23 protein-coding genes are annotated in these 24,347 nt (G+C 46.1%); 8 read left to right on the top strand and 15 right to left on the bottom strand.

Annotated features, from left to right (window positions below; translation table 11 throughout):
- Positions 1-14: 14 nt before the first annotated feature.
- From msbA to MGMO_RS15815, 10 genes are all read right to left on the bottom strand, one after another.
- A complete protein-coding gene (gene msbA, locus MGMO_RS15860) occupies positions 15-1,799 on the bottom strand; it encodes a lipid A export permease/ATP-binding protein MsbA (RefSeq protein WP_023496085.1) in 1,785 nt (594 codons plus the stop codon).
- Between the two features lie 54 nt (positions 1,800-1,853).
- A complete protein-coding gene (locus MGMO_RS15855; RefSeq protein WP_321163128.1) occupies positions 1,854-2,666 on the bottom strand; it encodes a glycosyltransferase family 2 protein in 813 nt (270 codons plus the stop codon).
- A 10-nt stretch (positions 2,667-2,676) separates the two neighbouring features.
- Positions 2,677-3,879 carry an O-antigen ligase family protein gene (locus MGMO_RS15850; protein ID WP_023496083.1) on the bottom strand — a complete coding sequence of 401 codons (1,203 nt, stop codon included), beginning with the start codon at positions 3,877-3,879 and terminating at the stop codon, positions 2,677-2,679.
- Positions 3,880-3,892: 13 nt separating this feature from the next.
- Positions 3,893-4,945, bottom strand: a complete 1,053-nt coding sequence (locus MGMO_RS19145; RefSeq protein ID WP_407656538.1) for a glycosyltransferase family 4 protein — start codon at positions 4,943-4,945, stop codon at positions 3,893-3,895.
- Between the two features lie 23 nt (positions 4,946-4,968).
- Complete coding sequence (gene rfaQ / locus MGMO_RS15840; RefSeq protein ID WP_023496081.1) at positions 4,969-6,069, bottom strand: putative lipopolysaccharide heptosyltransferase III; 1,101 nt, start codon at positions 6,067-6,069, stop codon at positions 4,969-4,971.
- A 204-nt stretch (positions 6,070-6,273) separates the two neighbouring features.
- A complete protein-coding gene (locus tag MGMO_RS15835) occupies positions 6,274-6,702 on the bottom strand; it encodes a desulfoferrodoxin family protein (RefSeq protein ID WP_023496080.1) in 429 nt (142 codons plus the stop codon).
- 327 nt (positions 6,703-7,029) lie between these two features.
- Positions 7,030-7,815, bottom strand: a complete 786-nt coding sequence (locus MGMO_RS15830) for a hypothetical protein (protein ID WP_023496079.1) — start codon at positions 7,813-7,815, stop codon at positions 7,030-7,032.
- A 58-nt stretch (positions 7,816-7,873) separates the two neighbouring features.
- A complete protein-coding gene (locus MGMO_RS15825; protein WP_023496078.1) occupies positions 7,874-8,299 on the bottom strand; it encodes a YqaA family protein in 426 nt (141 codons plus the stop codon).
- Positions 8,300-8,378: 79 nt separating this feature from the next.
- Positions 8,379-9,299, bottom strand: a complete 921-nt coding sequence (locus MGMO_RS15820) for a cupredoxin domain-containing protein (protein ID WP_023496077.1) — start codon at positions 9,297-9,299, stop codon at positions 8,379-8,381.
- Positions 9,300-9,394: 95 nt separating this feature from the next.
- Positions 9,395-9,985, bottom strand: coding sequence for a hypothetical protein (locus tag MGMO_RS15815; protein WP_036308380.1), 591 nt, complete (start codon positions 9,983-9,985; stop codon positions 9,395-9,397).
- Between the two features lie 277 nt (positions 9,986-10,262).
- Between MGMO_RS15815 and pgi the strand changes: the two genes are divergently transcribed.
- The 3 genes from pgi to MGMO_RS15805 all read left to right on the top strand — a co-directional run bounded on the left by pgi (position 10,263) and on the right by MGMO_RS15805 (position 13,259).
- Positions 10,263-11,903 carry a glucose-6-phosphate isomerase gene (gene pgi / locus MGMO_RS15810; protein WP_023496075.1) on the top strand — a complete coding sequence of 547 codons (1,641 nt, stop codon included), beginning with the start codon at positions 10,263-10,265 and terminating at the stop codon, positions 11,901-11,903.
- Between the two features lie 189 nt (positions 11,904-12,092).
- Entirely contained in the window at positions 12,093-12,257 is a 165-nt protein-coding gene (locus MGMO_RS21170) for a transporter substrate-binding domain-containing protein (protein WP_082458404.1), read from the top strand.
- Between the two features lie 342 nt (positions 12,258-12,599).
- Complete coding sequence (locus MGMO_RS15805; RefSeq protein ID WP_161808511.1) at positions 12,600-13,259, top strand: polysaccharide deacetylase family protein; 660 nt, start codon at positions 12,600-12,602, stop codon at positions 13,257-13,259.
- Between the two features lie 288 nt (positions 13,260-13,547).
- Here MGMO_RS15805 and MGMO_RS15800 read toward each other — a convergent pair whose 3' ends face one another.
- From MGMO_RS15800 to tadA, 3 genes are all read right to left on the bottom strand, one after another.
- Complete coding sequence (locus MGMO_RS15800; RefSeq protein WP_023496071.1) at positions 13,548-14,141, bottom strand: OmpA family protein; 594 nt, start codon at positions 14,139-14,141, stop codon at positions 13,548-13,550.
- A 34-nt stretch (positions 14,142-14,175) separates the two neighbouring features.
- Positions 14,176-14,643, bottom strand: a complete 468-nt coding sequence (locus MGMO_RS15795) for a FecR family protein (protein WP_023496070.1) — start codon at positions 14,641-14,643, stop codon at positions 14,176-14,178.
- A 307-nt stretch (positions 14,644-14,950) separates the two neighbouring features.
- On the bottom strand, positions 14,951-15,415 hold the full coding sequence (gene tadA / locus MGMO_RS15790) for a tRNA adenosine(34) deaminase TadA (RefSeq protein ID WP_023496068.1): 465 nt from the start codon (positions 15,413-15,415) through the stop codon (positions 14,951-14,953).
- Between the two features lie 237 nt (positions 15,416-15,652).
- On the opposite strand from tadA, the gene MGMO_RS15785 reads away from it, so the two are divergent.
- Positions 15,653-17,959, top strand: a complete 2,307-nt coding sequence (locus MGMO_RS15785) for a Tex family protein (protein WP_036308376.1) — start codon at positions 15,653-15,655, stop codon at positions 17,957-17,959.
- Positions 17,960-18,055: 96 nt separating this feature from the next.
- Here MGMO_RS15785 and uvrD read toward each other — a convergent pair whose 3' ends face one another.
- Positions 18,056-20,218, bottom strand: coding sequence for a DNA helicase II (gene uvrD, locus MGMO_RS15780; protein ID WP_023496066.1), 2,163 nt, complete (start codon positions 20,216-20,218; stop codon positions 18,056-18,058).
- A gap of 107 nt (positions 20,219-20,325) precedes the next feature.
- Between uvrD and MGMO_RS15775 the strand changes: the two genes are divergently transcribed.
- Positions 20,326-20,562, top strand: a complete 237-nt coding sequence (locus tag MGMO_RS15775) for a YgaP family membrane protein (RefSeq protein ID WP_023496065.1) — start codon at positions 20,326-20,328, stop codon at positions 20,560-20,562.
- A gap of 65 nt (positions 20,563-20,627) precedes the next feature.
- Here MGMO_RS15775 and MGMO_RS15770 read toward each other — a convergent pair whose 3' ends face one another.
- Positions 20,628-21,065, bottom strand: a complete 438-nt coding sequence (locus MGMO_RS15770; protein ID WP_023496064.1) for an FxsA family protein — start codon at positions 21,063-21,065, stop codon at positions 20,628-20,630.
- A gap of 105 nt (positions 21,066-21,170) precedes the next feature.
- Here MGMO_RS15770 and cutA point away from each other — a divergent pair, with 105 nt between their 5' ends.
- Genes cutA through MGMO_RS15755 form a run of 3 tightly spaced genes read left to right on the top strand, consistent with a single transcriptional unit; the run spans position 21,171 to position 24,246 of the window.
- The gene (gene cutA / locus MGMO_RS15765) at positions 21,171-21,494 is read left to right on the top strand and encodes a divalent-cation tolerance protein CutA (RefSeq protein ID WP_023496063.1); all 324 of its coding nucleotides are present in this window, start codon (positions 21,171-21,173) and stop codon (positions 21,492-21,494) included.
- On the top strand, positions 21,476-23,713 hold the full coding sequence (dsbD, locus tag MGMO_RS15760; RefSeq protein ID WP_023496062.1) for a protein-disulfide reductase DsbD: 2,238 nt from the start codon (positions 21,476-21,478) through the stop codon (positions 23,711-23,713). Before cutA ends, dsbD begins: the two co-directional genes overlap by 19 nt.
- Positions 23,710-24,246 carry a TlpA family protein disulfide reductase gene (locus MGMO_RS15755; protein WP_023496061.1) on the top strand — a complete coding sequence of 179 codons (537 nt, stop codon included), beginning with the start codon at positions 23,710-23,712 and terminating at the stop codon, positions 24,244-24,246. The genes dsbD and MGMO_RS15755 overlap by 4 nt, the downstream gene beginning before the upstream one ends.
- The last annotated feature ends 101 nt before the right edge of the window (positions 24,247-24,347 follow it).

Here is a 24,347-nt window from a genome sequence, read left to right as displayed (position 1 = left end):
GCTTCATAGAGTGTTTATATCATTACCTGGGCGGCATCAAAGGTTTTTGGGGTATTTTCGGTATCTTTTTCAAATTGTATATGATGCAACCGCGCATAAGCGCCATTTTTTTCTATCAACTCTTTATGGGTACCCCTTTCCACAATACGGCCAAGTTCCATCACCAAAATAAGGTCGGCTTTTTCGATGGTCGACAATCGGTGGGCAATGACCAGGGTTGTCCGGTTGCTCATCACTTTTTGCAAGGCTTTCTGGATATAACGCTCCGACGCAGTATCCAATGCCGATGTTGCCTCGTCCAATATAAGGACAGGCGCATCCTTAAGCAAGGCTCTAGCCAATGCTAGGCGTTGTCGTTGCCCGCCCGACAATTTGACGCCATTTTCACCAATTTCCGTGTCCAGCCCGTGCTCCAGTTTAGTGATGAATTCCATGGCGTAGGCATCGGTTGCTGCAGCTATGATCTGCTCTCTGCTCGCGCTGGCTAATGCCCCATAAGCGATATTGTTGGCAATCGTGTCGTTGAACAAGGTGACATTCTGGGTAACCAGCGCTAACTGCTTCCGTAAATTCACCAATTGGTAGGTATTGACTTCAACGCCATCCAGCAATATTTCACCTGCTTTGTGTTGGTAAAAACGCGGCACCAAATTCACCAACGTACTTTTACCTCCCCCTGAAGCGCCGACCAAGGCGATAGTTTGTCCCGGTTCAACTTTGAAGCTGATATCTATGAGCGCAGGCTCTTTTGTGCCTTCATAGTAGAAAGAAAGGCTTTTAAATTCTAATGCACCCTTTGCTTTATCAACGGTATAACTTCCTTCATCGTGCTCACCGGGCTCATCCAAAATATCAAACAATGACTGCGCAGCGGCTATGCCCTTTTGGATGTCGCTGTTAGCATCGCTTAATTGCCTAATGGGACGTTGTATGAGAATTGCCGCCATCAAATAGGCAATAAATTCACCGACACTGGCTTGTTTCATGAAAATCAGCGCCATATACATCAGAAATGATAAGGCAATGGCAATAATAAATTGCATGATGGGATTGTGTATGGCCGTTGTGGTGGCCAGTTTTAATGATTGGCCTCGGTTGTAATAACTGCTTTCCAAAAACCGCTGACGTTCGTAATCTTCGCCGCCATAACCGCGCACGATCCGGTGTCCCGTAACCAATTCCGAGGTGATATGGGTAATATCGCCAATGGATTCCTGTATTTTTTTGCTGATCATCCTGAGCCGTTTACTGACGTATTTGACCAGCAATACGATAACGGGAGTGATGCCAACAAAAACGAGCGATAACATCCAGTTAGAATAAAACAGGTAAAATAACAGACCTAAGACAGTCAAGCCTTCCCGCGCAAATGTTCGCACGGCATCCGTGCTTGCCTTAGTGACTTCCCCGACATTGTTGGTAATCCTGGAAATTAGATGGCCGCTGTTATTGGAGTCGAAGAACGCTGTCGGCAATTCCGTATATTTGTTGAAGATTTCGCACCGTAAGGCATGGACGACGCTGGTTGAGACTTTCGCCAGATAATAATTCCCTAAATAAGTGCCAAACCCTTGCACGACAAATAAGCCGCTAAAAAATAAGGGTAAGTAAAACATGCCTTCGCGCGTCTCAGTCTGCAAGGTATTGACGATTTGTTTGGTTAATACCACCAATAGGAACTGGCCTGCGGAATACAATAAGAAACCAATGATGCTGATCAGAAAAAGGCCACGATAGGGCTTTACGTAGATCAATAACCGCTTATAGATTTGAATGCTAGATTTGGGTGATTTTTGCATAGGTGTGAAGAGTACATGAAGCGCGGCCAGCTATCCAGTTTTTGGCGTAAGAAATTATTCCAAATACTGGGAAATCCCTTGTTTTGCGGAAATAAAATCGGGTTGATCCAGTCGTTCCTGTAAGCGTTGGAAATTTTTGTCGTGCTGTTGCCGGTCATTCTGTGGATGCCACAGATGCAATACAGGCACAGCAAATCGGCCTTCTTTACGTTTAACGCCGGCATGTATCAGGCGGATAACCAGATCAGAATCTTCATAACCCCAGCCTTCAAACAGTTCGTCAAAACCATTGACCGCAAGGAAGTCATTTTTCCATACGCCTAGGTTGCAAGTCATGGCTTTTTGCCATTTTTTAGGCTGTAGTTGTCTTAAAAAACCTAAAGGCAATTGCAAAAATGCGGATACACGATTAATTTTGTTTTGTAACCGTAGGAATAGGAAGTAGTAAAAAGGTTGGTAATGTAATGATAGCTGCTGCCCAATGACTTCCTGCGTAAATTTTGGGCTTAATAAAACACGATTTCCTGGGACAAAATAACCCATTGCGGCAAGGCGGCGGTGCTTGGCGATAAAATCAGGCAATAACACACAATCCCCATCGATGAACAATAGATACTCACCTCTGCTCAAGGCAACCGCTTTATTCCTGATGGTACCCGCCCTAAAGCCTGAATCTTCATGATAGGCGTAGTGGATATCGACAGGGCTGTTTTCGCAACACGCTTTGTTCAATGCCAAGTTGTTTGCATTGGAGCCGTCGTCGGCAATAATAATTTCAAAACGGGAATCTTGTTGGACATATAAACTGCCTAAACAAAGCGTCAGTGCTTCTGGCCAGTTGTACGTCGTTACTATGACGGAAATCACAATCTCGCCATTAGGCATGGCGCGACGAATTATTTGGTGACGCAGCAAAGCACAAGGCGATCATGGTCGCAAACCAGTGCCCTTCGGTGTGGTCCAGAAAAGGCGTGTTAAAAAAGCTGGTAATGAGCAAAGACAGTAAAAGGCCTTGCGCCAGCCATTTTTCAGGGTTGGGTAATGTCCTTGCATAGTAATACTGACTGCCAAGAAACCCTAAGTAGACCAGTAAACCTAATAACCCCAATTGTATTGTTATCATGAGAAATTCATTGTGCGGGTTACGGGTCAGGATTCTTTCGCCGTTAGCAATGCGTTGATATTCTTTATTAAAACTGCCTGTACCATAACCCAATAAAGGTTTTTCGGCGATTAATTTTACTGAATTTTCCCAAAAAGAATATCGCTGCCCCATCGATGACCCGCCCTGATCAGTCTCAGAATCTAAATAGCTTTGTGTATCATTGACGGCTTCAAAAATTCGACTGGCCTTGTCGGAGAAGTTAACAAAAAGTGTCAATAACAGTGCAACCACGAGGACGATAAATAAACGCTTTTTTTTGCTTAACCGTTGCAAGGCAAACAACAAAATCAATGCAATGGTGATCATTTGCCCTGTACGGCCTTGCACGATAAAAAAAAGATCAACCACACATAAACTAAACAAAACGAGATAAAGTTTGTTGGGTCGCATAGCATCGTAAAATTTGTGCAGGCAGAAAAAGGCAAAAAAAGCGATGAAAATACTGTGTGTGATGCGGCTTTTGAAGGAAGGGTCAAGCTGGTTGTCGGCGCCAAGCAAGCCCATACCCATTAAAAATGAACCTAATAACGTCAATACTGATGCCAGTATAAAAACCTTCCAGGTCCAATCGCGATACTGACCAATTTGTAAAAACGCGATTAACACGGGGATAAAAAACAGTTCCCTATATTTTTTTATGAGCGAAAACGCTTCGTTTGGGGCAGCGGAGCCGTAACTGGCGCCAATAATAAAACAGACAAATAACGCTAGCGACCATGCCGATACGGGATAGTGTTTTAATGTGTTGGGCAAGCCCTTAAATTGAGCCGAAAGCAACCACGACACGGCTAGGATAACGGACACAATAACGGACACGCTGGTGGAAAAATAAATGGCGAAGATAAATAACGCAGAAAAGGCGCCACCCGCTTTAATCGCCGCCTGTTGTATTTTTCCGAAAGTTTCAATAGCCATCTAATGCAAAAAGCTAAAATGATTCATATAACTCGATAGTTCTTTTCATCATGGTATCAAACGATAAAGAGCGTTCCGCCAATTCAAAGGCATTATTTTCGAGCTTTTGTCTTAGTTGTTTATCCTCCAGTATCCTTGAAATAGCTGTTGCCATGGCAGCCGCATTTCTAGGAGGGATAACAAGGCCGGTAAGCCCATCTTTAACAAGTTCAGTTAATCCGCCTATGTCGGTCGATACGACCGTCCTGCGTGTGGCAAAGGCTTGGGGTACAACTCTCGACTGCGCTTCAGTACTGATTGAAGCAACGACGATGACATTCGCCAAATGAGTAAAAGCGGCTATATCTTCCCTATAACCTGTGATGAAAACATTTTTTTCGATGCCGTATTGTTTAATCAATGCGCGAAGTTGTTGTTCTAGCTTTTTATTGCCCGTGCCTTCGCCAACTATAAAAAATTTAATGGATTTCTTATGCGCCAAAATAATCCGGGCGGCTTCTAAAAAATAGATTTGTCCTTTATCTTCCCGAATCATGCCGATGTTTACAACAACGCCGTCATCATCCGCAATGCCAAATTCTGCCTTTAAATAAGTCGAATCGACAGCGGGGTTAAACTGATTTAAATCGACACCTTCCCCGATGACAGTGATTTTATTTTCATTGATCCCCGCCTTTAACAGGCTGTTTTTGATCGCGTGAGCGGCCACCATGATATGTGTACAGCCATGCATGTATGAGAAGAATTTCCTTATGGGATTGGTAATCTGTCGGCTTCTTATTAGCGGTATCCCCAGAAAATAGCTCATTAGGCAAAGGGAGGAATCTTTCGAACCGTGCGAGTTAATAAGGCTGATGCTATTTTTTTTGCAAAAAAAGAATATTCTCATTGCTGTGTCGATCCGCCATGAACAGGTTAAGTCCATAGCCACAACATTCGCTCCCAGTAATTTTCCTTTTTTGTATATTTGGCTATCCGAATGGCATAATAGCCACGATTGGTATCCATGTTGATTGAGATAAAGGTTTTCTAAAACCGTCCTGAATTCTTGCCCTCCCCAATTCATGCTGGACTCTGTATGAAGGATATTCATGCTTGGGCTTCGCTTTGTAATATCGACAGGGCAATAGCTTTTATTTTTTCAGGCAATAAGTCATCTAGGCATTCGCTACGACTCAGGCGATTCCTATCACAGCCTTCTTGATGGCAAGGAACGCAATCACCCTCACCTTGCACCAAAAATACATTATTGACTTGCTGGGTGCCTACCCTTTCAAAAGGATTTTTGTTGTGCTGGTAACCGTTAGGCCAGGGAGACCATTTTACCGGGTTGGTCGGCCCAAAGAGTGCAATAACCGGGATTCCAGTCGCAGCGGCCAAGTGGGTTATCCCCGTATCAGGACCTATGAATAATCTTGCTTGTGCAATAATGTGGGTAAGCTCTGCGATTGTAACTTGACCTGCCAAATTGACTACGCCGTCCGGTAGCTTACTTGCCAAATTGGCGACGTAATCTATTTCTTCCTGAATGGGCCCGCCGGAAAGCACCAACTTGAATCCTAGGTTGTTAAGGTATTCGGCTGTTTCTTGCCAAGCGTCCAGCGTCCAGCGTTTGTAAGTCCATTGGGGCAGGGGGTGGATAACTACATAAGGTGCAGTATCCAATAGGAAAGCAAAGCGATTCTGCAGTTGTTGGATGTTGTTGGATCGTGGCGGAATGACCAAAAAATAAGGCGGGATATTTAGCAAATCCAGTAATTTTAAATTTTGTAAGACGGTATGGGTATTATCGTTATCAAACTCAGTCCAGCGATATGCGAAAAAGCGCTTCCACCATCCGGTGGATTTTTTTGGCGGTACGACATTTACGCGTATCGGCGAGGCGAATAGAGTGTAAAAAAATGGTCGGTCGCCGGTTTGGATTGCCATCGCCAAGTCGTATCGCCTAAATATTTGTTTGAACAATAGCCATTTTTCAGTGTGTGTGGGGCGATTGGGCGTAGTAATTACTCGATTAATGTCGGGATTGCCTTCGAGCATGACTGCACAATTGCGAAACACCAAAACATCCAATTGGGCATTTGGGAAAGCCCGTTTTAAGGAATGAAATAAAGGCGTGGCAAGAAGCACATCGCCCAAATAAGGCATGGCGATAACCAAGATTTTATTGGGCACTTTTATAGGTAACATGCAGTCAGCGTTAATCAATGAGGCCGTTTGCCAAATTATTCTGTTGACTCTGCCCGAAGATCTCGACGATTGCTTGAATTGACAACGCGTTTTTCATCATTATGGTTGACGCATTAAACTAAATGCATACAGTCGTATTCGGGTGATAGCCGCTTATTTTGTCGTTATGGCTAACAAGAGAAACCCCAACCCATGCGATCCGTATCATACGTTTGCCGAATTCAGCCACAAGTCATGCTTATTGCACATACTCAGCGCATAGACCGGGCCGTTATAATTGTCTAGCGTAAAGGTTGATACGGCTGCCTTGTCTTTGTCCGGATTAAACAGGTGTTCGTCGATGAACTTGTAGTTTTGGTCCAATAAGACATGCTTGACGATGTAATGCTCGAAACCTCTCATTTCGTGTGATGTGACGACCCTAATGGAGATTTTAGAGCCTGACTTCTCTATGCCGATACTGGGCAAATGTCCGGCAACCTTGTCTTTCCATCGTCCAGGAGACTCTTTGGTGTAATAAATATCGCTCACTGGAGAAGTCGATTGTACGCTTTTCGCGAGGACTAATTCCGGTGCAAGGATGGATGAACCTAAGCCGGCCATCCCCAATCTGATAAAATCACGACGTTCCATAGGTTTTCCTCATGCTTGATGGTTTCATCTCGGTTATGGCAGAGACGGGTTGCCGTATAAAGGGCCTATCTTAAAGCACTTAGCTTCATAGTGCCTAGGTGCGTTAAATTGGACGAATGTGTCCAATTTTAAACCAGATACAAATTTTATTCAGGGTTTGGTCGAATGTTTTTGCTTCGATTATCCCTGTTTTTACGATAACAGCTTGATTTCTTATTGGCTGGGATTATTAAAGGAAACCCCGATGATGTCCCTACAAACCCAATAGGAAAGGTAAGCGGTTGGTTCCGTTTGTCTTGAACTTGCCGATTCATGAACGAAACCGTCTTATTCAGGGCCAGCACCTTGATAAGCACTTTTCCTTAGTAGCCCTAGCTTTGTCCACATATTGGCGTTTTTCATTAAATTCAAGACGGTAGCGGAGCCGCCTAGGGCGACTGCATCGACCAGGCAATACCATGCCGCCACTCCGCTGGGTGGATTGCCTTGAGCCCAACCCAAGACGGGGTCAATGGCCGCCCATTTCCAAGTGCCAACGGCAGTCCCGATGAGCTCTAACCAAGTGGTAATGAAGAAGGCGGCGAGATAAACCATGGGTGAACGGCCTTTGAACAAATAAGCCAAAAAAACGCAAAACAGCATGGCACCAACGGCATCGCCTTGGTCGGGTATGCCACTAATTCCCCATAGCGACCATACGCCGCACACAGCTATCACTAATTTAGCAATTTCCCTTGCGTAGCGTTGAAACAGTCCAGACCGCGCCAAGGCAACTGCCGTCAGGTAAACCATGCCATGACCAGGCGGCACATAAGCCGGCACATTATGAAACCGATAGGTATAGCCGCCCATATAGGGCGAAGCAAAATGCTCGCCAATCGTGGCAAAAATCACGGCTATGGCGACCTGTACCCTGATCTCTAGGGATTCCCCTAAAAGCAAGCCAATTAAGAATACCCATCCACATACGCCCAGGGCGTTTTGTTTTTCAATCGCAGCATCCGCATCGCTTATCAAGCACACGGCGACGCAAAAAAAAGTGAACGCGGCGATGAAATAATCCCGTTTTTTATGGGGATAAGCTACATTAAGTTGTGGAAAATGGCGCAACATTATGAACTTAAACCACAGGCTGGAAAGCCTTCCACACTATTTTGTGGGCTGTTGAATTTTATATAAATAACCATGCAATGACTAAATACCGGCAAAGCTTACCGAACATAATAATTAAAAAAGCCGAAAATAAAGGCAACCTTAGCCAGCCTCCGGCAAAACACAGGGCATCACCGACGACAGGCAACCATGAAAAAAACAGCGTCCAAAGCCCTCTTGTTTTAACGGTTACCAGTGCTTTTTGTTTCTCTGCCGATAACAACGTCGCAACCGGATATTTTCTTGCCGCTAACATCCCTAATCCCCAAGTGGTCATTGCGCCTAGGGTATTGCCCACAGTTGCGGCAACAATCAGGTTCTCGATACGATAACTCCCCGTCGATGCCATATAAGCTAACACCGCTTCAGAACCGCCTGGAGCAATGGTCGAAGAGATAAAAGCGCTCAAAAACAGTTCCCAAAGATCAACGGTAGCCTGTTGCACTTACTCATTCCCGCAAAAAAACATTATCCAAAAAAAAGCCCCGCAATGGTTTGCAGGGCCTTTTTTATGTAGATTAACTCTATTTACTAGGCAAGACTTTGTTTTTAGAAGAAAAAACGAGTCCAATTAACCTTAAAACCAAACCTTTGATAAAACCCAAAAATACGCCCAATAAATTGAAACACTCTACTGTGGCTTCAGCAATTGTTTTGCCTTTAAATCGTCTGCCCATTACGGCAGACAGTATCAAACCCAGTGCCAAACCGATAACCGTAATGCCTGAAACAAAAGAGTCAGGTTGTGCTGCAGCGATTTTGCTGGCCTTTTTTGCGGCTTCATCTTGTACCAATTTTTCGTTTGCGGCAGCAATATCCGCTTCTGTTACTTTTGCCGCAGCGAAGATTTCCGTAGGTCCGGCATTGTAGTCATCAGGTACCACAAAAGCGGTAACCCCAGGAATGCTGGGTAAGTCGCCGTCACCGTCACCGACTTTCAATTGCGCCTTCATGCCTTTCTCCATGTGCTGGGCAATGTCGCAATGAACCAGATAGGTTTTGTCGCCGGGCGGGAGGATCAGCGTACCCGAAATCTTTGCCGGACCGGACACTTCCAAATGGAACATGCCTTTGGGGTACAGGTATTTCGGCAAACCGTGCATCATCCACTGATGGCGGATCTTATCTTCGTTGATGAAATGGATCGTCAACTTAGTGCAAGGCTTGAAATTGAATTCCTGGGTATCAAAGGCAAACATCCTGCCAGGAAATTTCTCCGCATATTTATGTCCGGCATGTACGGTTACTTCCTTGGTTTCAGAAATACTGTCGCAACCGCCAGGCAACTTATCCGTATTTTGCCCCATCACCATACCGCCAGACATTTCCATCAAATGTCCGTCGCCGTGATCCATCAACATCTTGGTATGATCTTCTATTTCTTCTGCTACGATAGATGCAGAGAAGAAAACGGCTATCAGACCAAGCGATAAAAACTTCACCATTACCTTGTAACCTCTAGTGCATCTTGTTTGGATTGGCGCAATCCATCCGTATCAAATAACAAATTCAAGACAGATTAAGCCAACCCTTGAAAAAATTACGCCTTAGCCTTTCCTATTATGCCATCCACTATGCCCTTAAATGTGGCGTTGTACAAATACAACACATACAATGCGGCAAAACCGAGCAGCAGGTAGATAAACTTTGTGCTGTTTGAAGCGGATGGGCCACCACCGGCCTTGAATGCCATGTGGACATCCTTGCGTTCGCCTTGATCGGGAACTAAGGTGATATGAATGAGGTATTTGCCTGGTTCAGGCACACCGTTGGGCAGCTTTAGCTCAACAGTCCCCTTTTTATGTTTGGCACCTTGGAGAAAAAATACCCGTGTGCCTTCAGGTTCTTTTGTCACTTCAAACTCAACGGTATCGTCTTTGTATTTTTGGTCTTGGTAATCGAACACGAGTATCAGGGCTTCTTTATCCCTGGGAATATCGGCGCAAAACTCTTCGGCAGGGAAAGCATTCGGTTGGTAAGCGGTGTAATGAATCCAATGGTCAGGCTCTAGCTCAAACTTACATTGGTCAGTGTCGGTTCCCTTGGCACCGCCATGCGCCCATACCGACGCGGAAAAAAGCACTGCAACGGCCCCAAGTAAAATCTTTTTAAATAATTGTGACGTGTTCATAATCCTCGCACCTTCCAGTCTTATTATAATGAGTATGTTTTTTTCAAAAAACATCATCCTGTGTGAAAACATAAAGTTTACAAACATAAAATAACTGACATTTTTTGTTCGTCAATAGCGAGGTTGCACTCTAGCACATCGACCCTGACAAATAAAGAACCCCCGATAAAGATTAACTCCCCGCTTGATCTAAATCAATAAGCCATACACCATCTTGCTATCCTTCTTTCCTTCTCGTAGACTTAACGCCAAGACCATCAAACGGAGCTGCAAAAACATGTCATCCCTGACAACTGCAAAGGCCTGGATTGCGCTACAAGAACATTACCGCCAAATCCAAAACTATTCGATGCGAGAAGCTTTCGAGCAAGATCCAGATCGTTTCAATAAGTATTCGCTGCATTTGAATGACATCTTGTTCGATTACTCTAAAAACAGGATAAACGAAAAAACGCTGCCATTGCTCGTAGAACTGGGGAAGCATTGCCAGTTAGAAACAAAAATTCAGGCCATGTTTTCAGGTGCAAAGATCAACACCACCGAACACCGTGCCGTTTTGCACACCGCTTTAAGGAACCGAAGTAACCGTCCCGTTTTTGTGGACGGGCAAGACGTTATGCCCGGAATCAATAAGGTTTTGGCTAAAATGCGTTCGTTTTGCCAGCGAGTCCGATCTGGCGAATGGAAAGGTTATACCGATAAGGCCATCACGGATGTCGTCAATATAGGCATAGGAGGCTCTAGCCTTGGCCCCAAGATGGTCTCTGCTGCGCTTGCTCCTTATAGTTTGCCAACTTTAAATGTCCATTACGTGTCAAACATCGACGAGGCTGACCTGGTTAGTACACTAAAGGCCTTGTCTCCTGAAACTACGCTGTTTGTCATTGCCTCGAAATCTTTCGGTACGCAAGAGGCCATGGTCAACGCAAAGTCAGCAAGAAAGTGGTTTCTTGATCTTGTCAACAATGACAGGTTAGCGATTGCCAAACATTTTGTGGCTATTTCAACTAACACTGAACTCGTGCAGGAATTCGGCATTGATACGGACAATATGTTCGAACTATGGGATTGGGTCGGTGGCCGATACTCGCTTTGGTCAGCGGTTGGCCTATCGATAGCCTTGCATGTGGGCATGGATCATTTTGAAGAACTGTTGCAAGGCGCTTACGATGCCGACGAACATTTCAGAAGCCAGCCTTTTGAGCAAAACATCCCGGTTATCATGGGCTTGCTGGGCATCTGGTACAATAATTTTTTCGGTGCGCAATCGTACGCGCTGCTGCCTTATGACTATTCCATGCGTTATTTTGCCGATTACCTGCAACAAGGCGATATGGAAAGTAACGGCAAAAGTGTCGATATGGAGGGCGAAAAAATCGATTACGACACCGGACAGATCATCTGGGGACAGCAAGGCACCAACGGCCAACACGCTTTTTACCAACTGATACACCAAGGCACTAAGCTGATCCCTTGCGACTTTCATGCGGCAGCGAATAGTTTTTACGACCTGCGCGAACACCATGAAATCCTTGTTTCCAACTTTCTTGCCCAGCCTGAAGCATTGATGCGTGGCAAAACTGTCGAAGAAGTGCTGCGCGAACTGCCACCTGAACAACGGACCGATTCCGTGTTGGTCGCCGCTAAAGTATTTGATGGCAATAAGCCTTCCAACTCTTTTTTATATAAGCAGTTAACGCCGGAGACATTAGGTTCATTGCTGGCTTTTTATGAACATAAAATATTCGTACAAGGCGTAATTTGGAACATCAATTCCTTCGACCAAATGGGCGTGGAATTAGGAAAAGTGTTAGCCAAAGTTATCCAACCTGAACTAAGCAGCAATGAAGTTATCAAGAGCCACGACTGCTCCACCAATGGACTTATCAACGCCTATAAGAAATTACGGCAAACTTGACCGGAAAACGCCGGCTGATAATCGGGTGTATCGCTTTTTCATCGCTATTTGCTTGTTCTCACCCGTGTTGATCCCATCGCCTGTTTCAAGCCCGATAGGCTTTCCGGGCTTGAATACGATCTGGTCGAACTGTGAGCCGGTCAGGTCGGCGTTGAAGCCAAGTTTGAAGAGCGCGGTACTTTTGGCAAAATCTTAGGCGACATAAAGGCGGGCAAGGCCGATATTGCAGCCGCAGGGCTTACCATTGTGCAGCAACGCAAGCAACAAATGCGGTTTGCTCCGGCTTATCACGAAATCCGCGAGCAACTTGTTTACCATTCCGATCATCGTCGTCCTAAGTCTTCAATGATCTAGATAAGAACAGCCGATCCTCGCGTTTCAACATAATATTCCAGTTATAACTTAATTTTCTGTATCATAAACACGAGACACATCCAAACTCCGGACACTAAACAACCAAAATATTACTATCCATTTGTTTCGTAGCCCATTGTATTTATTTAATAATCCCGTCCTAATATAGTAAGGCCAAATGAATCTGCCCAAATGTTTCCGCTAGTCCCTATTGAAAAGCACACTAAAAAACAAAAAACCTTGAAGCAATTTATTTGGCTAGTCCCCCTTATCGCGAGCTTTTTGTCAGGGTGTTTTGCTAAACTTGATGAGAGTTATCCCCTAACGAAAAGGGCTGAGTTTATGCTCAGTTTTGATGACGGTCCACTGCCTGTATCAACAGAGCGTGTACTGGACATCTTGACAACGCTTAAGGCCATTGATGGCACACCGGTAAAAGCCGGATTTTTCCTACTGGCCGATGCTCCGGATGAGTTTTGGCAGCGTCGTGTATATTACGCTCCATACGAACTCTGGATCAGCAAAGGCAGCATTGCCAAATACCCCAATGTCGCCAGACGAATCAAGCGGGCTGGACACACTATTGGGAATCATACGACTCATCACTCATGGTTCCGAGGGCCTTGGCTAGATACGAAAGAGTCTGTGGTGAACGAAATCACTGAGTGGGAAGCCATTTCCAAAAGGGTTTTGGGTGAATCGAATACGCGATTGTTCCGGCCACCCTATTTTATTCTTACCCAAAACGTGCTTGAAGCCACTAATCGATTAGGTTATCAGGTCGTCATGGGCGAATCGGTAGGCGATACAATACCGTTTATGACGTTGGATGAGATTAAGGAAAAGACTGAATCTATCTTGGCAGAATGGGACAAGCCGTATCCTTGCGTATTGACATTCCACGATAATCGTCCGATCACCTATGGGCATCTCAACGAAATTGTCAGCAATCTGCAGAGGCAGGGTTTTCGCCTTGTCCATTTTGACCCGCAACGGTTGTGAAATAACCGGGATATCGACCGACCGTGTAAATCAATACCGACTTATTTCCAACTATCAATGCATTCTTACTAGATGAAAACCGTAACGCATTGATTGTTTGGTTATAAAAGTTAATGTGCAGGCAATATTCGTCGGCACATAGCCAATGTTTGTTAATGCTTAAGGGTTCTGAACAAGCCCTGGCATGCAATAGATAACGCCATTCACCTATGTCATTTGGCTTCATTTTCCAGGCGAATGGTCGAAGGCCTACCATAGTGTCAATACGCGAACCCACTTGCCCGTCGCTTACCTGATCTCAATCTCCACCCGCCGGTTAAGCGGCTCTGCAACGTCGTCCAAAGTAGGGATAACTGGATAGCTCTCGCCGTAATACCGTATATCCATACAATTCAGGGGGATACCCAAATCTACCAAGGCCTTAGCTACGTTAGCGGCCCGAACCATAGAAAGAAGGTAATTTAAATCATCGTTTTCGACTCGGTCGGTATGCCCTATAACGCTTAAATCGCAGGACTTTCTTTCCTCAATTCTTGCTTTGCTTTTAAGTAGCATCTCTTGCGCTTCCGCCTGTAAATCCGCTTTGCCAGTTTTAAAATAAAACTTAAAATGTTCTGGAATCAAGGGTTCTTTTGCCAGGATATCGCCATATTTGTCGCGAACTATTTCTTTAGATAACAGGACATTTGGGGTCGACGACAGTTTTTGCTTTTCCGCTTCAGAACTTTCATAGGCTTTATTTAGCACGGTTGTTCCGCTATCTGTAATCATTTCAACTTGGCCGACGTTGCCATCCGAATCGGGAAGCAAAACGACAGTTGTGCTGGTGCAAGCCGCCAAGAAGCTGATAAATGGAATTATCATGAATCGTTGCGAATTCATAATGGCTTCCAGGAACCGAATCGAATCACCACCATCAATCCACTTCAATAATAATTTTCGTCCCACGCAAACCCAATGTAGCCGTCGGGGTTTTAAAACGTACAGAACCAGGCGCAAGCTTATTAATAGCACCGGACATAAACGTAACGGAACCCTTGAGGACTTGAGATAAAAAGGTCAGCTTTTTTTCAGTAAGATTGAATAGATAATTGTCAATGATCACTTTGCTGCTTGAACCCGCCGTAAGCATGGAGCCGTCACTAAAGGTTATGCCAATCGTCCCATCTGAATCGGTTAATATCGTGTCGCCTTCATAAATTTCTGATCCAACCTTAAGGCTAACCTCAACCCCTTTCCTGACGATAGTCGCCGATGGTTCCAAGGTTTTTACTAAACCTATGCGCTCGGTGGATGAAAATCCTTCGGAAGAGAATAACAATAGCGTAAGAAGGATAATCCTTCCTGCGCCTTGCCTCACAGTCAATGTGCCCCATCTGATCATGATCCACCACGCAATCGTCAAGATTTTTGGAATATACTTACGAAGTATAGATTAAAATTTTCCGGACGATTGAATGCTGTTTTTTGATTTGCCCGCCACATCGGATAAATGAAGGACAAGGCCATCGACAAAAAATACCGACCAGGATAAACGCCAAATTACGCGATGCCGCCAAAACATTGACATGGCATCTAATGTCAGACTGTGTACGCAACTTCTTTTAGTGTCAGGGAAGCCGAATATGCCGCTTAAAACGTCTAAAGGCTGGGTCAATGATCTCACTTCCCCTGTGACAGGGGCTGAAAACTCACAACTGACGCTTAAGCCTAAAAAAGTCCTTCAGCAATTCAGAACAATCAGCTTCTAGTACGCCGCCTTGCCATTGAACTTTATGGTTCAAGAACGCCGCATCGGCAAGGCTTAGTGCGTGGCAAACCGCGCCGCGTTTAGGGTCGTAAGCGCCAAAAACCAGCCGTTTAACGCGTGCATGGCTGATCGCACCCATGCACATGACGCAAGGTTCCAAGGTGACATAAAGGCAAGTATCGACAAGCCTGTAGTTTTCGATGCGTTTGCCCGCTTCTCGCAAGGCGTTGATTTCGGCATGTGCCGTTGCATCGTTGCTGGCGATGGGCGAATTCCAACCTTCGGCGAGGTATTGGTTGTCTTTGACCAGCACCGCACCAACCGGGACTTCGCCCAGTGATTCGGCACGTTGCGCCAATCGTAACGCATGCCGCATCCAGGCTTCATCCTGTTCGGTTATTCCCATTCAATCGTTACCATGCATGCAACTATATGAAAATACATTAAAGTTTAATAAATCAGAGCGTTATGATTTGTCTTCAAATGGTTGTCAGGTTTCTTGATTACGCATTGTGCGATATTTTTCTAAACAGAGCAGCAAAAATCCCTGCCAGATAAGATTTAATAGCAGGAATATTACTATTTAATGCTATCTCAGTACTTATTGTTACAATGCCCTATTATTAACTTTACGACGCAAGCAATGGATGTAGTACAACGTATCGCTCAAGAATTATCGGTTAACGCCAGGCAGGTGCAAGCAACAGTGCTTCTGCTCGATGAAGGCGCTACCGTCCCGTTTATTGCCCGCTACCGGAAAGAAATGACGGGGGGACTTGATGACACACAATTGCGGCTGCTTGAAGAACGCTTAGGTTACTTGCGTGAGTTGAATGACCGTCGGGACTCGATCCTTTCCAGCATCCGTTCCCAAGACAAGCTTACACCGGATCTGGAACAAGCCATCCTTGCCGCCGATACCAAAACTTTGCTGGAAGACTTGTATTTGCCCTACAAACCTAAACGTCGCACCAAGGCCCAGATCGCCAGGGAAGCGGGCCTAGAGCCTTTAGCCGATGCCATTTTGACGGATCGCAGCGCTATCCCAGAACAACTTGCCAACAATTATATCGATATAGAAAAAGGCATTACCACCACCGCAGAAGCATTGGAAGGTGCGCGTCAGATTATTATGGAACGCCTTTCCGAAGATGCGCGGTTACTGGCGGAACTTCGGGAACATATCTGGCAAAAAGGTTTAATTCATGCCACTGTCGCAACCGGCAAAGAAGAAGAAGGCAAAAAATTTAAAGATTATTTCGATTACCAGGAAGCGATCAATAAAATTCCTTCGCACCGTGCCTTGGCCTTATTCAGGGGTAGAAATGAAAGCATATTATCGCTTAATCTTCTTCCAGAAAAAGATGAGCAACTGGGGCATGATTTCTGCATTCAAGTTATCGTCAAGCATTTGGATGTAGCAGGCACGAATAAACCAGCAGATGCTTGGCTAGCTGAAACAGCCCGTTACGCTTGGAGAATCAAATTGTTCATGCGGATTGACTTGGATTTGAAGCAGCGTTTGCGCGAAGCAGCCGAATTAGAAGCCATCAAGGTATTTTCCAGCAATTTAAAGGATTTATTACTGGCGGCGCCTGCTGGGCCGAAAGCGACAATGGGGCTTGATCCCGGTATCCGCACCGGCGTAAAAATCGCTATTGTAGACCTGACCGGTAGATTATTGGCGACGGACACCATTTACCCTCATCAGCCACGTAATCAATGGGACGAATCCATTGCAACGCTGGCGAAGTTAATCAAACTACACAAGGTGGAATTGGTCAGCATCGGCAATGGCACGGCATCCAGGGAAACTGACCAGCTTGTCGATGATGTGATAAAGCGGCACAAAGAATTAAATTTCAGGAAAATAACTGTTTCGGAAGCCGGTGCGTCGGTTTATTCCGCATCGGAACTTGCGGCAAAAGAATTCCCCGGTTTGGATGTTTCGCTACGAGGCGCGGTTTCTATCGCCAGGCGTTTACAAGACCCGTTAGCTGAACTCGTTAAAATAGAACCGAAAGCGATCGGTGTCGGGCAATATCAGCATGATGTCAACCAAGTCCACTTAGCCAGAGGCTTGGATAATGTGGTTGAGGACTGTGTAAACGGTGTTGGCGTGGATGTCAATACGGCTTCGGTGGCCTTGCTTAAGCGAGTTTCGGGATTGTCTCCCACCATCAGTGAGAATATCGTTGCGTTTCGCAATGAAAATGGCTTGTTTACCAACCGCAAACAATTCAAAAAAATACCGCGCTTAGGCGATAAAGCTTATGAACAAGCAGCGGGGTTCTTGCGTATCATGAATGGTGAGAATCCTTTGGATGCTTCGGCAGTCCATCCAGAAGCTTACTCGGTAGTCGAGGAGATCTTGAAAGACACCGGCAAATCAATCCGGGATGTAATCGGCCAATCCCAGGTAATACGCAACCTGGATCCTGCCAAATACACCAATGAACACTTTGGTTTGCCGACAGTGACCGATATTTTACGGGAGTTGGAAAAACCGGGCCGCGATCCCAGGCCGGAATTCAAAAGCCTGGAATACACCGCCGGTGTAGAGAAGATCAATGACCTTGAACCCGGTATGAGGCTGAATGGCGTGATTACCAATGTCGCCAATTTTGGCGCGTTTGTTGACATTGGCGTACATCAAGACGGCTTAGTGCATATCTCCCAGCTATCCGATACGTTTATCAAAGATCCCAGGGATGCCGTCAAAACAGGGGATTTTGTCACTGTGCGTGTATTGGAAGTGGATGTGGCAAGGCAACGCATTTCCTTGTCGATGAAATCGAGTATCGACCCTGGGCAACAGAAAGCCGTACAGGAGAGGATACCAMAAAAAAGGCCCGCCGTTATTAAGCCGCCGCAACAATCGCCAGCACAAAACTCCATGGCCAGTGCGTTTGCTAAAGCGAAAAACCTGTCGTCACTTACCGATAAATAACGCCTTGCATAAGAAACCTGAGCCACATCTAACCTGACAGATATCCGAAAAATGCGGTAACTGTCGGGTTGTTTCGATAGTACAAATCAATAATTTTTATAGCGCATCCAAATGGGCATAACTCAACATTAACCACTTTACCCCAGCTTGCTTGAAATTGATTTGCGCCCGTTCTTGTGCGCCTTCGCCTTCAAGCTGCAAAACCACGCCTTCGCCAAATTTGGCATGGCCTACGCGCTGACCGAGATTAAAACGCCTTTCCTGTTTGATTGAATGCGTAGGCTTTTCCGCCGCCAACGGACGGCTGACATGCGCCCGCATCCTGACTTCCTGGATAAGTTCAGCAGGAATTTCCCGCAAGAACCGTGACGGCCTGGAGTAATTCTCCTTTCCGTAAATTCGCCTGGACTCCGCGTAAGTCAAATACAATTGTTGCATGGCGCGGGTCATGCCCACGTAGCAAAGCCGCCGTTCTTCTTCCAATCGGGCAATATCATCCGACGATTGTTGGGAAGGGAATAAACCTTCTTCCATGCCGACCAGGAACACCAGCTTGAACTCCAAGCCTTTTGCGGAATGCAAGGTCATCAGTTGTACGCAATCCTCAAACTCATCGCCCTGCATATCACCCGCTTCCAAGGCGGCATGAGATAAAAACAAGTCCAGTTCACTGAGGCTTTCTTCATTGTCCTGCTCGGCATCGAAAAGTCGGGCGGCATTGACCAATTCTTCCAAATTTTCCAGCTTTTCTTCACCACGATCGCCTTTTTCATTTTTATATAAATAAATAAGGCCGCTTTGTTCATTGACCAGTTGGACTTTTTCATACAATTCCAGTTCTGCTGCCAGCCCTTCCAATCGGTCTATCAATTCCAAAAATCCGACCAAAGCATTTTTTGCGCGGGGACTCATGGCTTTTTGGTTAAGCAAGGCTATCGCCGCCGCCCATAGCGAAATCCCCTGGTCTTTGGCTATTAACCGTATGTCCTCGATGGCTTTCGCCCCCAATCCTCGCGTTGGAGTATTAATAACCCGCTCAAAAGACGCATCATCATCACGATTAGACATCAACCGCAAATAAGCCAAGGCATTCTTGATTTCCGCCCGTTCGAAAAACCGCAATCCACCATACACACGGTAAGGGGTAGCCGTTGCCATCAGTTTTTCTTCAAATTGGCGTGACTGGGCATTGGATCGGTACAAGATGGCGGCATCTTTTCGTAAGCCGCCTTCGTTCACCCAAGCCTTGATCCGATCAACTACAAAATAAGCTTCATCCAGTTCATTGAATGCAGCATACAAGGAAATCAGGTCGCCCTTGCCTGCATCCGTCCATAGCTCCTTGCCCATACGGGCTTCGTTCTTACTGATGACTTTGTTGGCGGCATTCAGGATATTGCCCGTCGAACGGTAATTTTGCTCGAGTTTAATGACTTGATGGTTAGGGTAATGTTTTTGGAAATTGAAAATATTTTCCACCCTTGCCCCACGCCATCCATAGATAGATTGATCGTCATCGCCGACAAGGAAAAGGTTGTCTTTGCCTTCGGTCAGCAACCGTAACCAAGCATATTGGATGGTGTTGGTGTCTTGAAATTCATCGACATGGATTTGTAAAAAGCGCTGTTGGTAGAACGCGAGCAAATCGCGGTTATCCCGCAACAACTCGTGTGCCCGCAACAACAATTCGGCAAAATCCACTAAGCCGGAACGGTCGCACAGTTCTTCATAAGCCTTATAAACCGCCAGCATTTGGCGTTGGAACAGGTCGCCGGAATCTATCTGATGCCGCGCCCTTTTGCCCTCATCTTTCTGGGCATTGATAAACCATTGGATTTGCTTGGGCGGCCATTTGGTTTCATCCAATCCAAGCGCAGCCACCAAGCGTTTAATCACCCGCAATTGGTCGGAAGAATCCATGACCTGAAACGTATCCGGCAACTTTGCTTGCTTGGCGTGTCGCCTTAGCAATCGGTGTGCGAGACCATGAAAGGTACCTATCCACATCGTTTGGGTAGATAAGTCCAGTAAATCTTCAATACGGTTACGCATTTCCCGTGCGGCCTTATTGGTAAACGTCACGGCCAGAATACTGTGTGCGGACACGCCTTCCACCCGTATTTGCCAAGCAATACGATGCACCAAAACCCGAGTCTTGCCGCTGCCCGCGCCCGCCAAAACCAAGACAGCTCGATTAGGTGCAGTCACCGCCGCACGTTGGGCATCATTTAAGGGATCGATGATATTGGTAATATCCATGTTATCGCTTGCACTTTTTTAGGGGTTGTGTATATTGCGAGTGATTCTGGCGACAGAATGGCGGTCACCCTACAGCATAATAAAAATTAAACCCAGAGGAGATTAAGATGAGCTTTGATTATAAACGCATGATGAAATTTGAACATAACGKGGGTGGAAAAGAAAAAAAATACCGCCTCTACGGTGGTGTTGCATTGTTGGTCATTTCCCTATTCACGGCGGAGATATTTTTGTTGCTAGTTGGTTTAATCCTGGTTGCAACAGGTTATGTGGGCTGGTGTCCGGTTTACTCGGGCATGGGCAAAAACACTTGCACGGCAGAAGATCTAGCCGCACCCAAATAAATCCGGTTACGCCTTACCCATCCGAATCCAAAAAACTACACGGACGTAGTTTTTAGCCGCATCGCCTAATCCTCTTTACGAAACTCCCCTTCCAACACATCTCGTTCTTTGGGCTTACCCCATTGGAAATGCCCTTCGCCCTGAACCAGATGATTTTCAATGACATACTGGGCGATCTTTCTGCGTAGCTGCGGAATCAGGCAAGCAAAACCCAATATATCGGTAATAAAACCCGGGGTTAACAGCAAGATGCCTCCGACCAGGATGATCGGGCCTTCGATCATTTCATAAGCGGGGACGATGCCTTGGGCGAGGTTGGCCTGCAACCTCTGGAATGTTGCAAAACCTTGTTGCCTGAGCAACCCAGCGCCCAAGGCTGCGGTAAAAACGACTAGGAAGATAGTTGGGAATGCACCTATGATGCCGCCTACTTTCAATAACAAGTAAATTTCAATAAATGGGACAAGCAAAACCAATAAAAAAATACTGCGGAAACTTTTCATCGCTCTCATACACGGTCAGTTATTGGTACAATATAAGGCTAATCGGCTGCAATACCTAGCATATTACAGGTCAACACCGCTTTTACCCTATATACACCATAAATAATGGCTCAAGTTATCGTCACGTTTTGTACCTGCCCAGATAAGGCAACAGCCGAAAAAATAGCCCAGTTGCTGGTGGAAGCTAAGTTAGCTGCTTGCGTCAATATTTTACCCTCTATTACGTCAATTTATTCTTGGAAAGGCCAGGTTGAATCAGCGGAAGAACACCTACTGATGATTAAATCGCCACAAGCCAGCTATAACGCCATTGAAACGGCCATCCGCGACCATCATCCTTATGAACTGCCAGAGATTATTGCTGTCACTGTAGGGCAAGGATTACCTGAGTACATTAACTGGATCCATTCATGTCACGTTTCGGTATAATTTTCATTTTTTTACTTTCACTGGCTAGCCAAACGCTATTTGCTTTAGAAAGCAGCGCGCTTTTGCCCCCTGAACAGGCTTTCCAAGCCTCGGCAAAGGCAGTCAGGCCAGATCAAATCGAGATTACCTGGACGATATCCAAAAACTACAGCCTGTACCGCAAAAACATGCGATTTGAAGCAAAATCGCCGGACATTCAACTGGGCGATGCGGCATTCCCCAGGGGAAAGGTCAAACATGATGAAACACTGGGCGATATTGAACATTACCGGGAGCAACTGAAAGTCCAGCTACCCATAACGGCCACTAAAGCATCGTCATCCTTCCAGTTGCTTGTCCGTTACCAAGGCTGTGCGGACATTGGCGTATGTTATCCGCCACAGGAAAAAACGCTGGATGTCGCACGTCCTGCTTCTTTTGTCGCCGCCGCTATGTCGCCGGTAGACAGTTTGGTAAAAGGCCTTTCAGGCTTGGGTCCCAACAGTTCCCAAGCCGAATTATTGCCGCCTGAACAAGCCTTCCAGTTCACCGCCGCCACAAAAGACCCCAACACGATCCACGTCAGTTGGCTACCCGCAGAAGGTTATTATCTTTACCGTGAAAAATTCAAATTAGCGCTAATCGGCTCGGATAAGGTGAAATTAGGGGATTATGTCATCCCGCATGGTGAACCCAAGGAAGATGAAGCCTTTGGTCATGTTGAAATCTTTCATGGTGAAGTCTCGGTTGATATTCCGTTAATCCGAAGCGATACTGCACCGCAGCACTTATCATTGAAAGCCGATTACCAAGGCTGCGCGGATCGGGGGGTATGCTATCCGCCGATGGATAAGACCGTTGAACTGGATTTGCCAGCGGCAACAGCAACCTCATTGCCCAACAATCCAAGCCAACAAACCGCACCGCTTTCCGAGCAAGACCAGATTACGCAATCCCTGCACAACGATAGCCTATGGGTAACGCTAGTCAGTTTTTTTGGTTTTGGTTTGTTGTTGTCGCTTACGCCATGCGTCTTTCCGATGATCCCGATTTTGTCCGGCATAATCGTCGGCAAAGGCCATAGCATCAACACGGCACGGGCATTCTTGTTGTCGTTGAGTTATGTCGTTGCCTCGGCGTTCACCTACACAATTTTTGGCGTCTTGGCGGCGCTGTTCGGCGGCAATCTGCAGGCCGTATTCCAAGAACCTTGGATTATCGCCTTGTTCAGCGGCATTTTTGTCCTGCTTTCGCTCTCCATGTTCGGCTTTTACAGCCTGGAATTGCCCGATTTCATCCGCGCAAAACTGCATAATTCCAGCGAAAAACACCGGGACGGCTCTATACTGGGCGCAGCCATCATGGGCGCACTGTCCTCCTTGATCGTCGGCCCTTGCGTTGCGGCACCGCTGGCGGGAGCGTTAATCTACATCGGACAAACGGGCGATGTCGCACTGGGCGGCAGCGCCTTATTCGTGATGGGCATGGGTATGGGTGTTCCGTTGTTGGCTATGGGCGCATCTGCCGGAAAACTCTTGCCCAAGGCCGGCACTTGGTTGAATGCCACTAACGCTGTATTTGGCGTATTGATGCTAGGCGTTGCCGTGTGGATGTTGTCGCGTATCCTGCCGCCAGAGATCACCATGTTGCTGTGGGCGTTGTTGCTCATTCTTCCGGCTATCTACCTGAATGCCGTCGATTCCTTGCCTGAACACAGTTCCGGTTGGCGTAAACTTTGGAAAGGCGTGGGAATAACCATGCTGGCTTACGGCTTGTTGTTGCTGATTGGCTTCAGCATAGGCAACAGTAACCCCTTGAAACCCCTGCAGGGTTTTGGGATAACTGCCAAAAACGCCCAAAATGCTAACGACGAAGGCATCCGGTTTGAGCGGGTGGCTTCCCTTGCCGAACTGGAAAACCGCATCAAACAAGCCAATGCCAACAACCAGCCCGTCATGTTGGATTTCTATGCCGACTGGTGCATTTCCTGTAAGGAGATGGAAGCCTACACTTTTACCGATGCCAAGGTGAAACAAGCCCTGGTTGGCTTTGTCCTATTACAAGCGGACGTAACTAAACAATCGGAAGAAGACAAGGCATTATTGACGAAATTTAACCTGATCGGCCCTCCTGCTATCCTCTTTTTTGCCGGCGCACAACAAGAAAAGCAAGCATTACGGGTTATCGGTTACCAGGATGCACTGACCTTTATCAAGACGTTAAAGCAGGTAAAATCATGAAAAAATCAGTCCTCATTGTTACCGTTGCCGCCATTGCTTTCATCAGCGGGTTGAGCGTTCGGGGGCTGTTATCCTCACCACAAGCAAAATCCAACCAGGAAAGTCAAAACCAGTTGCCGGAATTTTCCTTACCGGACCTTGGCGGTAAACAACATAACATCAAGGAATGGCAAGGCAAAGTCCTGGTCATCAATTTTTGGGCGACCTGGTGTCCGCCTTGCCTTAAAGAAATGCCGGAATTTGAAGCTATCCATGCCGAATACGCCAAGAAAGGCCTGCAAGTTATTGGCATCGCCTTAGATGATGCCGAACCCGTCAAGGAATTTATTGCCAGCAAGCTTATCACCTACCCTATCCTGCTGGGCGAAGACCAAGGCACAAAGATTGCGCATGATTTAGGCAACATCGTGAATACCGTGCCATTTACGGTAATCGTCAACAAAAATGGGCAGGTTATAAAAAGGCAGATGGGGGTGTTTACCAAAGAACAACTTCTGGAACTAGTTACACCCTACTTTAGGGTAAATAACTGAACACTGCGAGTTATCATTAAATAGAACTGGCTAAAATTATTGGACAAAACCACCCAGAATTACCCTAAGATGCCAATCGAAATTTTTAAGCTGGTTTGGTA

The sequence above is a fragment of the Methyloglobulus morosus KoM1 genome (assembly GCF_000496735.2).
Lineage (GTDB): Bacteria > Pseudomonadota > Gammaproteobacteria > Methylococcales > Methylomonadaceae > Methyloglobulus > Methyloglobulus morosus.
Note: the sequence above shows the minus strand (reverse complement) of the source record. Positions and strands in the feature narration are given on the sequence as shown.